This is a genomic window from Natrinema salaciae (assembly GCF_900110865.1).
Taxonomy (GTDB): Archaea; Halobacteriota; Halobacteria; order Halobacteriales; family Natrialbaceae; genus Natrinema; species Natrinema salaciae.
This window is the reverse complement of the sequence record NZ_FOFD01000010.1, coordinates 35129-48567: the sequence shown is the minus strand read 5'-3', so window position 1 is coordinate 48567 and position 13439 is coordinate 35129. Positions and strand designations below refer to the sequence as shown.

The 13439-nt window shown below is 65.5% G+C and carries 14 protein-coding genes and 2 tRNA genes; 7 read left to right on the top strand and 9 right to left on the bottom strand.

Features of this window, described 5'->3' with window-relative positions:
- Positions 1–2 precede the first annotated feature (2 nt).
- Positions 3–878, bottom strand: coding sequence for a putative RNA uridine N3 methyltransferase (locus BMX07_RS23230; protein ID WP_090623525.1), 876 nt, complete (start codon positions 876–878; stop codon positions 3–5).
- Between the two features lie 291 nt (positions 879–1169).
- Here BMX07_RS23230 and BMX07_RS23225 point away from each other — a divergent pair.
- Positions 1170–1240 (top strand) — tRNA-Gly (locus BMX07_RS23225).
- 488 nt (positions 1241–1728) lie between these two features.
- Positions 1729–1799, top strand: a tRNA-Gly gene (locus BMX07_RS23220).
- 735 nt (positions 1800–2534) lie between these two features.
- Here BMX07_RS23220 and BMX07_RS23215 read toward each other — a convergent pair.
- Entirely contained in the window at positions 2535–2981 is a 447-nt protein-coding gene (locus BMX07_RS23215) for a DUF4112 domain-containing protein (RefSeq protein WP_090623522.1), read from the bottom strand.
- A 326-nt stretch (positions 2982–3307) separates the two neighbouring features.
- Here BMX07_RS23215 and BMX07_RS23210 point away from each other — a divergent pair, with 326 nt between their 5' ends.
- From BMX07_RS23210 to mch, 3 genes are all read left to right on the top strand, one after another.
- Positions 3308–3658, top strand: coding sequence for a HalOD1 output domain-containing protein (locus BMX07_RS23210; RefSeq protein ID WP_090623518.1), 351 nt, complete (start codon positions 3308–3310; stop codon positions 3656–3658).
- Between the two features lie 189 nt (positions 3659–3847).
- Positions 3848–4162, top strand: a complete 315-nt coding sequence (locus tag BMX07_RS23205) for an MTH1187 family thiamine-binding protein (RefSeq protein ID WP_090623513.1) — start codon at positions 3848–3850, stop codon at positions 4160–4162.
- A 129-nt stretch (positions 4163–4291) separates the two neighbouring features.
- Positions 4292–5224: a methenyltetrahydromethanopterin cyclohydrolase gene (gene mch / locus BMX07_RS23200; protein ID WP_090623509.1), complete on the top strand. Its 933-nt coding sequence runs from the start codon at positions 4292–4294 to the stop codon at positions 5222–5224.
- Between the two features lie 248 nt (positions 5225–5472).
- On the opposite strand, the gene BMX07_RS23195 is transcribed toward mch, so the two are convergent.
- The 5 genes from BMX07_RS23195 to BMX07_RS23175 form a co-directional block, all read right to left on the bottom strand.
- On the bottom strand, positions 5473–6810 hold the full coding sequence (locus BMX07_RS23195; protein ID WP_090623506.1) for a glutamate-5-semialdehyde dehydrogenase: 1338 nt from the start codon (positions 6808–6810) through the stop codon (positions 5473–5475).
- A complete protein-coding gene (proB, locus tag BMX07_RS23190; protein WP_090623502.1) occupies positions 6803–7636 on the bottom strand; it encodes a glutamate 5-kinase in 834 nt (277 codons plus the stop codon). Before proB ends, BMX07_RS23195 begins: the two co-directional genes overlap by 8 nt.
- Positions 7629–8405, bottom strand: a complete 777-nt coding sequence (proC, locus tag BMX07_RS23185) for a pyrroline-5-carboxylate reductase (protein WP_090623497.1) — start codon at positions 8403–8405, stop codon at positions 7629–7631. Before proC ends, proB begins: the two co-directional genes overlap by 8 nt.
- Before the next feature lie 56 nt (positions 8406–8461).
- Positions 8462–9163, bottom strand: coding sequence for a TMEM165/GDT1 family protein (locus BMX07_RS23180; protein ID WP_090623493.1), 702 nt, complete (start codon positions 9161–9163; stop codon positions 8462–8464).
- Between the two features lie 198 nt (positions 9164–9361).
- Positions 9362–10963 carry a GTPBP1 family GTP-binding protein gene (locus BMX07_RS23175; RefSeq protein WP_090623488.1) on the bottom strand — a complete coding sequence of 534 codons (1602 nt, stop codon included), beginning with the start codon at positions 10961–10963 and terminating at the stop codon, positions 9362–9364.
- A gap of 264 nt (positions 10964–11227) precedes the next feature.
- On the opposite strand from BMX07_RS23175, the gene BMX07_RS23170 reads away from it, so the two are divergent.
- A complete protein-coding gene (locus BMX07_RS23170; RefSeq protein ID WP_090623485.1) occupies positions 11228–11407 on the top strand; it encodes a hypothetical protein in 180 nt (59 codons plus the stop codon).
- Between the two features lie 178 nt (positions 11408–11585).
- Here the strand turns inward: BMX07_RS23170 and pyrF are convergent, their stop codons facing one another.
- Positions 11586–12437 carry an orotidine-5'-phosphate decarboxylase gene (pyrF, locus tag BMX07_RS23165; RefSeq protein WP_090623481.1) on the bottom strand — a complete coding sequence of 284 codons (852 nt, stop codon included), beginning with the start codon at positions 12435–12437 and terminating at the stop codon, positions 11586–11588.
- A 147-nt stretch (positions 12438–12584) separates the two neighbouring features.
- Between pyrF and BMX07_RS23160 the strand changes: the two genes are divergently transcribed.
- Positions 12585–12854: a hypothetical protein gene (locus BMX07_RS23160; protein WP_090623476.1), complete on the top strand. Its 270-nt coding sequence runs from the start codon at positions 12585–12587 to the stop codon at positions 12852–12854.
- 52 nt (positions 12855–12906) lie between these two features.
- On the opposite strand, the gene BMX07_RS23155 is transcribed toward BMX07_RS23160, so the two are convergent.
- Entirely contained in the window at positions 12907–13326 is a 420-nt protein-coding gene (locus tag BMX07_RS23155; protein WP_090623471.1) for a VOC family protein, read from the bottom strand.
- Positions 13327–13439: the final 113 nt, after the last annotated feature.

Here is a 13439-nt window from a genome sequence, read left to right as displayed (position 1 = left end):
TATCACTCTCTCAGTGAGAGGGGCGCGAGGGTGGCGAACAGAGCCTCCTCCGTCCGCACGACCTCGCTTCCCTGATCCGGAACCGTGTTTAGCCAGAGGTCGAACCCCGGATCGGCAGTGGGTTCGACTCCGTTATCGGCCGCGTCACCCTGTCCGGACGACGCTTCGATGGCCGATTCCTCGATTCCGAGGATAGCCGGCAGCCCTCTCTCGGGCGCGCCGAAGGCGACGGTCATCCCGTCGCGCTGGACGCGTCCGGCCAGCGTCTCGAGCCGCCCGACGGTGAGTTCTTCACCGAATCGGGAGGCCGCGATACGGACGCCGGCGTCCTCACGGCCGAGCGCTGCCTGCAGGTCCGTCTGCTCGATCGAGAGCCCCGGAAGGGGAACGTTTTCGAGCTTCGCCCGGACCGGTCGTCGCGAAGAGATCCTGACGGTCACGCGCTCCCCCTCCTCGACCGCCATTTTCGGCGGTACGTTGAGGGAGATCGGGTGTTGCAGTCCGCAATTGACCCGGACGCGCCCTTCAGGTCCGACCTCGGTCACGATTCCTTGTCTTGACGACCCCGAACCGGTAGATTCGGAGCCGGTCTGTGACATGGCGCGGAGCGGCGGCAAGACGCCCGCGTACTCCAGTTCGTCCCGCATCCCCCAGACCTCGTTGCGGAGATAGGGGGGCGTTGCGGCGTACCGCAGTACGGTGCTTACGAACCCGCCGTCGAATCGCCCTGTTTCGCCCTCCCGATCGGGGTAGACGATCAGGCGATCGGCCCGGAAGATCGTCGCCGCGCGGGCGACGTATCCGAGTTTGCGAGTTGCCTCGCGTTTGTCCTCGGCTTCCCGGGTGAGCGACGACGGGACGAGTACGCTGACGGTCATGCCGAGACGCTTCGGCGCCGCGTCACTAGACTGTAGCGATGTATTGCGGAGAGGGTCTTAAAAGAATAGCGGATTCGATTCCGGCTGTCAACGCCTCACAACCCCGAATTCGTGCCGAACGGACACACACTCTCGTTCGGTAACTGGTCCCGATCGTCACGCGGCCGGATGCGGATTATGTTGCCGGTTCCGGCGCATCGTCCTCGAGAATCACCGTGCCGCAGCGTGCCGATGTCGAATCGATTCGCAACCCTTATACATCCCTCCGGCAGTAGGTATGAGTGCAGCCGGGCGCTGGTAGTGTAGTGGTATCACGTGACCTTGCCATGGTCACAACCTGGGTTCAAATCCCAGCCAGCGCACTTCTACGGCGAACAATTCCCGCGAGCACCGCGTGGCGTGTGCTCGTCATCCGTGAGCCGCCAAGTCTTGCTGGATTCGAACGAGACGAGCTCGGCCCGGGAAGTGAGCCGAGCGAACGACCCGGAACGTCTCGGCGTTGTTCGAATCCCAGCTATCGCATTTCTGCCACGAGCAACTCCGTGAGCGACGGAACTCGCTCTGAATTCGAATTAGGCGGTTCTGCGACCGATGAGAACAGGTACTCGGGCATGGTTCGACACCCAGCCGCGCACTTCTCCGGCGAGCGTCTCGTGTCGTGTGTTCACTATCCGCGAATCGCCCGTTTCCGCGGGCCGTGCGTTTGCTCGAGGTCCGCGATACCGTGAGTCGGACGGTCGCGGCAAACTGTCGGCGAGATTTTCGTTCCGAAGTTCGTCATTTATAAGTATACGTGACGATTTCGTTCAGGTGGACGCGAGGTCAACGCCGGCGTCACGGTGTCGCAAGCGCGTTGGTAGTGTAGTGGTATCACGTGACCTTGCCATGGTCACAACCTGGGTTCAAATCCCAGCCAACGCACTTCTACGGCGAACGATTCCCGCGGGCACCGCTAGCGTGTGCTCGCCATCCGTGAGCCGTGAAGTCGTCCTGGATTCGAACGAGACGAGTCGCAGCTCGGGACGTGAGCCGAGCGAACGACCCGGAACGTCCCGGCGTTGTTCGAATTCCAGCCACCGCATTTTGCCGAACACGATACCTCGAGCGTTGCGTAGCATCACGAGAACTCGTGTCCAGAGAACTCGTTCCGAATTCGAGAGAACTGCGGTGCTGCGAGCACAGCGACGGAGAACTCGAGAGCGGGTCGGTGGCAGCCGCCGTCATCTCGGACACACGGAGGCGTTGTACGTACAGTGCCGACTACTGTGAAACGGCCGTCCGAACGGTTCCGCTCACCGAAACGGATCGTAATTTCGTGGTATCGCCCAGAGACGCTCGAGATCGGAATCGATCACCGGTCCGTCGGGGCTCGTCTCGAGCGGAGCCTCCGCCGAGTCCGCCCACACGCGACACCAGTCGACGACGGTCTCCCCCGTCCGGACTCGAGGAGTGTCGACAGCGGCTGAAAACCGGATACCGTCTATGCTCGGTCACGACCTGCGTCCGACCCGTTCGTTCCGCCGACGCGATATCCCGGCAGACGCCCCCGTCACACGGCCGCTGAGGCGGACGGCTCCAACTGGTTCGGAGCGACTCGAAAACGGTGTTTCTCGCTCGTCGCAGAACGCAGTACGCAGTACGACACGGCGAGGCAGCCTAGTCGATGGCCACGACGTCCGGTCCGTCCTCGGAGTCGCCGTCCCCGTCGGCGAGGTCCTCGAGGGCGAGTTGCAGGTTCCACTTGTTGGCTTTCCAGACGGCGTCGAACGCGACTCCGAGGACGGGGATTGAGCCGATCACGGTGTCGACGCCGATGTTCGCGAGCATCCTGACCAGCGTCGACCGGGAGACGCCCATGCGAGCGGACTCGGCGACGAGGTACAGGGAGACGACCGCCGCGACGGAGTCGCCGGCTCCCGGAAGGACCCCGATGATCGGATCGACACCGATCTTGAAATCCGTTCCCGGGACACGAATCCCCTCGTCGAGGGTGCGCGCGACGAGGTGCATGCGCTCGACCGCTGCCTCGTCGGCGGCGGCGGGCAACTTTCCCTCGAGCGCCTCGAGTTCCGACGCGATATCGTCGACTGAATCAGTAACCATACAGGTCGATTCGATGCGGACGTGGATAAGCCCGCGGGCGGCCGTGGCAAGCGGTCCGACGAACCGCCGCTCGCGGTTAAGAGACCGGATTCGATCGATAGCAACAGCTCGTTACCGACGAAACAGTTCGATTGTCGTGAGTCTCCCGCGGTGTGACGCCGCAAGAATAGAAGTGAACGGCCGTAAACAATTTATTCATCACAGTTTCAACATCTCTTATTAATGCTCGATACTATTTCATACATAGAGACTATTGTCAGTGACGAGTGGCTTTTATACTGTGAGTAACTACGGTCTAATACGTGATTGAGCGATCAGATAGAGCAATGCAGACGGAACTTTCACCGGCAGACGGCACGGACAACCTCCAGTACGATCAAACGAACGACCGGTACGTGTTTCACCACGATACCGACGGGACCGCGACGATCACCACGACGATCGTCCACGCCCTCGCGTCGATCGCCGACACCGACGTTTCGCAGGGGGAGTTCTCCCTGTACGATAGCGTCGACCCCGACGCGCTCGACCGGATCTTCAGCAAGAAGGCGGACGGCTCCGATCGCACGGGCGGTCACATCGCCTTTACCGCCCTGGAACACGAGGTGTACGTCTACGCGAACGGCGACGTCATCATCTACCCGCCTGCGGAGACGCCGGGCACGCCGACGCGCTGACCCCGGTCGGATGCCGGCCTTCGCAGCCGCCACTGATCGTTTTTCACACGACGGAACCACACTACTCGGCCAGCGACGCAGCCGTTGGAACCGGCAGACTGCGGCGCGAGCGCGCCGCGTCGGCCGCGTCAGCCGTGGCGGATGCCCCTCCCCCCCGAATTTAGGGCCCCCCAGACCGTTCACGACCCCATGACGGTAGTCGCGCTACTGAGCGTCGCACCGGTGATCGAAGACAGCATGGCCAGCGAGGTCGCGAAAGCGGTCGACGCGCTCGAGGCGTACGATGTCACCTACGAGACGAACCCGATGGGGACGGTGATCGAAGCCGAGACGACGGACGAGCTGTTCGCGGCCGCGCAGGCGGCCCACGACGCCGTCGACGGCGATCGCATCAGTACGGTGCTGAAGATCGACGACAAGCGGACCCGCGACGTCGACGCGTCGGAGAAGGTCGACGCCGTCGAGGAGCACCTCGGCCGTCCCGCCACAAACCGAGCGGAGTGAGCGCCGCGAGCGGGCCGAGAATCGACGTCGAAGCGTCCGAGCGTCGCGACGAATATCGTCGCCGATCGTCAGCCGTCGGTCGGGCGCCAACGGACAAACGGTTTTACCCCAGAGGCTGAATCCCGGTGCATGGAAAGTCTCAATCGGATGGCGATCGAGCTGGTCGACGAGGCCCTCGATTACGCCGAGGAGTTGAACATCGGCGGTTACGACCTCGAGAACGAATCGACGGTACTCGACTTCGGACTCGAGTTCGAGGGAGGGATCGAAGCCGGACTGCTGCTGACCGAGATTCAGACGGCGGGGATGGCGACGCCGAGCTACGAGCTGGGCGAACTCGGCGACGCGTCGCTCCCGTACGTTGAGCTCTCGACCGACCAGCCGGCGCTCTCGCTGCTGTGCTCCCAGAAGGCCGGCTGGGAGCTAACCACCGCGGACTTCGAGGGGCTGGGCAGCGGTCCCGCTCGCGCGCTGGTAGCCGAAGAGGAGGAGTTTCGCCGCGTCGGGTACACCGACGCGTTCGATCTGACGGCGCTGGCCGTCGAGACCGCGGACGATCCGACCGTCGCCGCGGCCGACCAGGTCGCCGAACTCGCCGAAGTCGAGCCGAGTAGCGTCTTCCTGCTGGCCTATCGGACCGCCAGCATCGTCGGGAGCATTACGAACGCCGCCCGGGCCGCCGAACTCGCGACGTTCAGGCTCGCCGAACTGGGCTACGATCCCCTCGACATCGTCTCGGCGACCGGTCGCGCGCCGGTCGCACCCGTCGCGGGCGACGAGCGGACGGCCATCGCGCGGACGAACGACGCGATCGCGTACGGCGGGCGAACGCACCTCACCGTCCGCGAGGACGCCGATATTTTCGACTCCGTACCGTCGACCGCGGCGGCGGACCACGGCCGGCCGTTCGGCGCGGTCTTCGACGACCTCGACTGGGAGTTCGCGGAGGTTCCGTCCGACCTCTTCGCGCCCGCGGCGGTGACGATCGACGTCGTCGGCGGACCGACGTACGTGCACGGCGAGACGGACGAGGACCTGCTCGTCGACTCCTTCGGTCTGTAGCCGTGGTTCACGCGGGGCGTGACCGCCCGCGAACCTCACACTCGGTCCGACGGGCCGGCGGCCCCGTCCGACCCTGAGCGAGACGAATCAGAACGGTTCGACCGGCTCCGCGAGCGGATCGGCGTGTTCGAAACCGAGCGGTGAGCCGACAATACCGATCCCGCTGCTGCTACTACCGATACTAGCCGTGCGTGCGGCCCGAGAAACGGATTCCGAGAGCGTGTCGTCCGAATCGAACGGTCCGACCGCTACTCGTCGAACAGGCGGCCGGGGTTCCAGTCGCCGTCGAACGCCTCGTGCGTGAACGGCCTGGCGTCTTCGCCCGCGTAGCTGGCGACGAGCTGGCCGTCGCCCTCGAGATGGTACTTGTAGGTCGTCAGTCCCTCGAGCCCGACGGGACCGCGGGCGTGAATCTTGCCCGTGCTGATGCCGACCTCGGCACCGAGACCGAACCGGTAGCCGTCGGCGAACCGGGTCGAGGCGTTGTGGAAGACGCTCGCGGAGTCGATGCCGCGCATGAAGGCGCTCGCCCGGTCGGCGTCCTCGGTCACGATCGATTCGGTGTGCTTCGAGCCGTGGGTCGTGACGTGATCGATCGCGGTCTCGAGCGAGTCGACGATCCGGATCGAGACGATCAGATCGCCGTACTCGGTGTCCCAGTCGGCGTCGGTCACCGCGTCGACGTCGACGATCTCGCGGGTAGCCTCGTCGCCGCGGATCTCGACGCCGGCGGTCTCGTAGCGGTCCGCGATCGCCGGCAAGAACTCTTCGGCGACGTCCTCGTGGACCAGCAGCGTCTCGACGGCGTTGCAGACCGCCGGGTACTGGACCTTGGCGTCGTAGGCGATCTCCTCGGCCATCGAGAGGTCCGCTTCGTCGTCGACGTAGACGTGACAGATCCCCTCCGTATGACCGAGGACGGGGATGCTGGTGTTGTCTTGGATGTAACGCACGAACTCGGAGCTCCCCCGCGGCATCAGGAGATCGATCGCGTCGTCCATCTCGAGGAGGGCGTCGACGTCCTCACGCGCCTCGACGTGCTGAGCCCAGCCGTCGGGCATCCCGGCGTCCGCCGCGGCCTCCTCGATGATCTCGAACAGGACTCGGTTGGAGTGGAGCGCCTCGCTGCCGCCTTTGAGGATCACGGCGTTCCCCGACTTCAGGCCGAGCGCGGCGATCTGGACGAGCGCGTCGGGTCGCGATTCGAAGACCGTTCCGACGACGCCGATCGGGACGGCGACCTTGTACAGCTCGAGATCGTCGTCGAGTTCCCGTGCCGAGAGCGTCTTTCCGAGCGGGTCGTCCTGTTCGGCGACGCTGCGGACCATCTCGGCGATGTCCTCGATCTTCGACTGGGAGAGCTGCAGCCGATCGACGAGCGCCTGCGTGTACTCGCCCGCCTCGAGCAGCCGTTCGCCCTCGGTGACGTCTTTCTCGTTTTCCGCGAGGATCTCGTCGGTCCGCGCTTCGATCGCGTCGGCGATCTCGCGCAGCGCCGCGTTCCGGTCCTCGTCGGAGCGGTTCGCGAGCGCGAGGGCTGCGGTCTGTGCCTCGTCGACGTCGCGTTCGATGTCGGTTTCAGTCATCGCTCACACCGTTGATGGGGACGAATATGGTCCCCACGGGCTTGGCAGTAGCGATCTTCGCGAGCACGTCGGGCTCGGTCGACTTCGCGATGACGGCCGGAATCCCGTGTTCGCTGACGTCGCGCGCGCCCTCGACTTTCGTCTGGATCCCGCCGAACCCGTCGGTCGTGCTCTCGGAGATGATGTCCTGAACCGTATCGTAGTTGCGTCCGACGGCCTCGATGCGCTCGGCGTCGGTGTTCTCTTTCGGGTTCCCGGTGTAGACGCCGCCGACGTCGGTCAGCGTGACCAGCAGGTCCGCGTCGACGCCCATCGTCGCTGCGGCCGAGAGCATGTCGTTGTCGCCGATCCGGAGCTCCTCGGTCGCGACCGCGTCGTTCTCGTTGATGATCGGCACGACGCCCCAGTCCAGCAGCGTCTCGACCGTGTTCCGGAAGTTCGTGAACCGTTCGGGGTTCTCGAGGTCGTGCTGAGTCAGGAGGAGCTGGGCTACCGTCCGGTCGTATCGCGCGAAGCTCTCGGTGTAGCGGTGCATGAGGGTGCTCTGGCCGACGGTCGAGAGGGCTTGCGTCTCCTCGAGGGTCTCGCTGCCCTGTGCGATCCGTCCCATCCCGGCTCCGACTGCGCCCGAGGAGACGAGGATCACGTCCTTGCCCCGCGAGAGGAGGTCCTCGATGTCGTCGACGAGCTTGTCGAGTTTCCCGTCGTCCAGATTCGACTCCGCGTCGGTCAGGGAGTTCGTCCCCGCCTTGACGATCACGCGGTCCGCGTCGGCGGCGAGCTGCCTCGCCTCGGCGACGGCCGCTTCCTCGAGCCCCTTACTCATCGTTGAATTCGGCCGCGAGTTCCGCCGACCGTTCCTCGGCCGCCTTCACCGCCTCCCTGACCTCGGCGTCGGCGTCGCTCTCCCAGAGGACTTCCATCCCTTCGATCGTCGTCCCGTTGGGCGAGCAGACCGCGTCGATCAACTCGTCGACGCTCCGGTCCGATCGGAGAACGGTCTCGGCCGCCCCCTTGAACGTCTGGGCGGCCAGCGTTTCGGCGTCGCCGGGCTCGAGACCGCCCTCGACGCCCGCGTCTGCCATGGCCTGAATGAGATAGAAGACGAAGGCCGGCCCGCTTCCGTTGACCGCGGTCGCGATGTCCATCTTCTCCTCGTCGACCTCGGCGAACTCGCCGGCGTCGTCGAGCAGCGCTCGGACCTCGTCGGTGATGCCGTCGGTAGTCACGGCCGCGGCCATGTCGCCCGTCTCGGCGGCAAGGTTCGGCATGATCCGGACGACGTTCGCGTCGGTCCGCGCTTCGACGTAGTCGGTAGAGACGCCCGCAGCGATAGTGAGCAGCGTCTGCTCGGGCGAGAGATCGAGATCCTCGAGGACCGCGCCGACGATGTCCGGTTTCACCGCGACGATGACAACATCGGCGTCGGACGCGTCAGAGACGTCCGACGTCGTGCGGTCGACGTAGTCGGCGACCCCCTCGAGTGCGTCGGGATCGAGGTCGCACGCGACTATCGTATGGTTCCCGGACTGCCAGAGGCCCTTGATCAGGGCGCTCCCCATGTTTCCACAACCGATAACGCTCGTCTGTACCATCTTGTCTAGGGTGAGGAACCGAGGGAGACATACCAACTTTGGTTTCGATTCCCCAGTCACACCGGGTGGAATCCGAGAAGCACCGAGGAGATCGTCTCGACGATCTCCTCCCAGATCGAAATTCCCGTCAGGATCTCCAACACGGTATCGAGCCCGAAAAAGACGAAGAGTCCCGCGCCGGCGAGGTGGGCCAGTCTGGCGTCGAAGCGGTGAGAGAACCGGTGGAAGAAGTAGGCGTTGGCCGCGCTCACGGGAACGATCGCGAGCATCTCGCCGACCCAGATTGCGGGGTGGGCCCCGTACTGCACCGCGAGACCGATCGTGACGAGCTGTGTTTTATCACCGAACTCTCCGACGGCCATCAGGGCGAAGATCGGAACGAACCCGCGGAGGTACGGCGGTATGTCGCGGCCGAGAATCGAGACGTCGATCGCGTCGGCCGTCGTCCCACCGCCATTGGCCACCGCCGATTGCTCGCTCGTTTCGGGGGCCGACCTGACGAGCAACGCCGCAAAGAGGAGGAACAACCCCGCCGTGATCGCGTCGAGGTAGACGGGCGGTAACACGCCCTGAATCGCCGCTCCGAAGAGGATCTCGAGGGCCGTCCAGCCGGCAAAGGCACTCGCCGCGGCGGCGACCACGATCCGGGGATCGTATCGTGTCGCCAGCCCCGCGATGATGAACTGCACCTTCTCGCCGGGGAGCACCGACAGCTGCAGAACGAACGCGGTGACGAGGATCTCGAGCCAGCCGGTCATGCGTGAGAGGAGTTGCAGGGATACTGTCGCACGGCGAGATCACCGGTCACGTCGGTTTAGTCGCGTCTAATGTATATGTGTTACCGTCTAAGAGAGGCGTGTCGTGAGCCAAACCGCAGACGTGTGACGACGAGCAGGTCGAAGACGGCCGGTCAGTCAAGTCGGCTTCCGGTTCGGAATCGCGTTCCTGGCCACCAGTCACTCCATCGGGGAGACGTCGGTCACCGTCCCGACGCCCTTGCTGCGACCCTCGCGGAAGACGAACTTCTGCCCCTCCTCGACGAGGTACGGACGGAACTTGAACCGGACAGTCGTCTCGCCCGTGTCGCCCGGTAGTAGGCGGCCGTTCTCGGGGTAGAAAGCCGCAGCTTCCCCGATCGTCTCGAGGTGGACGACGGGTTCGTAGCCCTCGCCGATCCGGGTAGGGTGGTTGAGCACCATGACTTCGGCTTCGAACTCCCGGACGGGTTCGGGGTCGGAATCCCGCGGGAGCAGGACCATCCCGCGCTCGATCGCGCTCTCCTTGATGCCCTTGAGCGCGATGCCGACGATCCGGCCCGCCTGCGCCTTGTCGACCCGGTGGTAGTGCATCTCGATCGAGCGAACCTCGACCTCCTGGAAGCGGCCGTCCGACATCGGCCCGATGAGGAGTTCGTCGCCGGCCTCGACCTCGCCCGACATGACCGTTCCCGAGGCGACCGCACCGACGCCCGTGACCGAATAGCTGCGGTCGACGTACATCCGGAATTCGCCGGTGTCACGGGACGTCTTCGGGAGGCGGTCGAACAGTTCGTCCAGCGTCTCGAGGCCGTCCATCGTGATCGCGCTGGTTTCGACGATGGGGACGACCCGCTCGCTGATCTCCTCGACGGCGGCGTCGACGCCGTGGCGACTGACCCGAAGCGGCGACTTGCCGACCTCGCGGAGGAGCCGTTCGACCTCGCGCTCGACGTCCTCGATGCGGTCCTCGTCGACGGTATCGGTCTTGGTGATCGCGACGATCGTCGGGAGGTCGGTGGCGAGAAGGACACCGAGGTGTTCTCGCGTCGTCCGCGTCGGGCCGTCGTCGGCGGCGACGACCAGCAGCCCGTAGTCGAGTTTCTGCCCGACGAGGCCGCGGATCGTCGTCCGGAGCCACGGCTCGTGGCCGACGGTGTCGACGAACGAGACGAGCCGGTCGGCCTCCTGAACGACGTCCGCGCGGTCGGCCTTGCGGTTGGGGTTCCGGACCCGGACCGGTCCCGCCTCGTCGAAGCCGTAGACGGCGTAGGACAGGTCGGCGGAGAGCCCCCGTTCGACCTCGTGGGGCTGTACGTCGAGGAACGCGCGAGTCGCACCGTCCCCGTCGTCGGGTTTTCCCGTCACCAGCGAGCCGACGAGCGTGCTCTTGCCGTGGTCGACGTGACCCGCCGTCCCGACGACGACGTGTTCGTCGTCCGTCTCGAGGACGCCGCCCTCGCGAACCTGTGCGACCCCCACGAGTCCGTCGTTGATTCCCCATGTCTGGACGTCCTCGATGTGGGCGTCGGCCTCCTCGGCGAGCAAGGAGAGGACGTCCATCGTCTCGGAGAAGGTGTCGGGGTCGACGCCGGCGAGTCCGCCGTCGTCGGTGACGCCGACGACGTACGTCGCCTCGCCGTCGCCCGAGAGCAATCGATGTCGAAGTTGCGCGGCCAGGCTCTCGCGCCGTCCACCCTCGAGGTGGACGTCTCGTGACAGTCGCTCCTTGAATTCGACGTTGCCACCGTCCTGTTCGCCACGGTCCAGGGCTCGCTCGAGGAGAGCCCGGTCACGGCTCATATTCCCTGTTAGTCGAGCACATGGCAAAAGCCTTCCCGTGTATTGCCACTGTATGGCACAGTATGCCCACCGAGCGGGAGAAACCGACGCCGGTAGCCCCGACAGTCGGGTGACCGTTTCGCCGGCGCGCAGCGGACTCGGCGCGGCCGTGACGGCCGGGACGGACCGTCGAATCGAAATCGGGCGGCGCGAACGACGGCCGCGGCGGCCCCGGACGAACGTGCCGGGCTCGCTTTCAAGCCCCTCGAGCCCGTTCCTCGAGATATGAGCGTCAGTGGCCTCTGTCAGATCTGTGAGTCCCGTCCCGCCACGGAACGGTGTTCCAACTGCGGCACGCTCGCGTGCGAGGTCCACTTCGAGGACAGCATGGACTTGTGTACCGACTGCGCCTCCCAGGCCCGGCCCGGACCCGGGAACGACGACGTGGAGATCAACCGGTTTTAAAAACGAGCGGCGCTGTATCCCCTCCCTGCTCGCGCCTTCGGCGCTCGCTGAGGAAGGGGGCTTAGCGCCTCAATTCAGCTAACCGGTCGCCGAACGCCAGCGCACCGACGTTGTGACCGCCACCCGCTGCCTGCTGGCGAGTCGCTCGGCGTCGGCGAGGGTCCCGATCGGCAGGACACTACTCGCGGTACCGGTTCAACCGCTTCTTCAGTCGCTTCGCGGCCTGCCCGCTTGCGCTTGCGAACTCCTCGCCGTCGTCGTCTCGCGGCTCCGCCGCTCGACTGTCCGAGGCGCTTCGCGCCTCGCTATCTTCTCCGGCGAAAATAATGCCGCGCGAGGAGTTGACCAGCCCGACGCCGTCGGCCAGTCCGTACTCGACGGCCGCCTCCGCGTCGCCGCCCTGGGCCCCGATACCGGGGACGAGGAAGGGGAGATCCGGAACCTGCTCGCGCAGCGCCTCGAGTTCTTCGGGCTGGGTCGCGCCGACGACGAGCCCGACGTTGTCGTTCTCGTTCCAGAGATCTGCCAGCGCCGCCACGCGCTCGTAGACCGGTTCCCCGGTCTCGAGTTCGAGATCCTGGATGTCCGCCCCGCCCGGGTTCGAGGTCCGACAGAGGACGAAGACGCCGGCTTCCTCGTTCGACAGGAACGGTTGCAGCGAATCCCGACCCATGTAGGGGTTGACCGTGATCGCGTCGACGGTCTCGAGCAACTGCGCGTACTGTCGGGTCGTGTTCCCGATGTCGGCGCGTTTCGCGTCCAGCAGGACGGGGACGCCCTTGCCGTGGGCGTAGGCGATCGTCTCCTCGAGTGCGCGCCAGCCGTCGGGGTCCTCGTAGAAGGCCGCGTTGGGCTTGTAGATCGCGGCGTGTTCGTGGGTCGCGTCGATGATGCGGCGGTTGAACGCCCAGCGGGGAAGGTCGTACTCCCGAAGGTGGTCGGGAATGCGCGACGGGTCGGGGTCGAGACCGACCGAGACGACGCTGTCGACCGTTCGGATGCGGTCGTGCAAGCGGTCGAAGAAGTTCATGACGGGTGTGGCCGCGCGACGGTCGAAAAGGTTGCTATCCGTCCGGCCGAGCGGGGCGTCGGGTGGCCGACGTGTGCCACGGTACACCTATCCGTTCCAAATATTTTAGACATCAGCTACTTCGTTCATATACCAGTCGGTTACTGTATGAGAATTCGACAGACCACGGCGTCGTTCTCGCGTCGTCTCCGCGAACGGGTCCGATCGACGCTGCTGAACGAACCGGAGTCGGCGAGTTCCCGACCGACCCGCGGCGACGGTCGGGGAGACGGAGACGGCATCTCCGACTCGTTCGGGAATCTGTTCCACTGCTCGCGCTGTAGCGACGTCTACATCGCGACCGAGAAGCGCGTCTGTCCGGAGTGCGACGAGGAGGTCGAACAGGTCCGGTCGACGCTGGCGTGCAACGCGCCCTGACGTCCTCACTGCTCGCGCTGTAACGACGCCCGCGGCGACCGCCCCGCCCGTCTCAGGTCTCGATCACTTCGACGAGGTTCCCCTCGGGGTCGCGGAGAAACATGATCGTCGTCCCGCTTTCCGTCGTTCGCGGTTCGCTGATCGTCGGGACGTCGTCGGGGAGTGCCTCGGAGAACGTCTCGAGATCGTCGACCGAGAGGCCGACGTGTGACGCGCCCGACTGATTGAGCCCCGCTGCGGGGGACCCGCCCGCTTCGGGATCGTACTCGACGAGTTCGAGTCGGATGCCGTCGGCCTCGAGGTGGACGAAGTCGGCGCTCGCGTCCGCGACGCCGACGGCGTCGGCGAAGGCCTCCCCGCCGACGCTGAACCGATCCGCGACCGGGAGATCGAGGACGTCCCGGTAGAACGCGAGCGTCTCCTCGAGGTCGCTGACGGTGATGCCGACGTGGTGTGCGCTGCAGTCTGCCATGGTGTAGTTCGGACGAGCGCGGGCGCAAAACCCTTCCGCCTCCGCCGCGCACGCGGCCTCGTTTCGCACCGTCCCGGCGACGCCGGTCGAACGGCTGGACTGCCGGCGCGTCC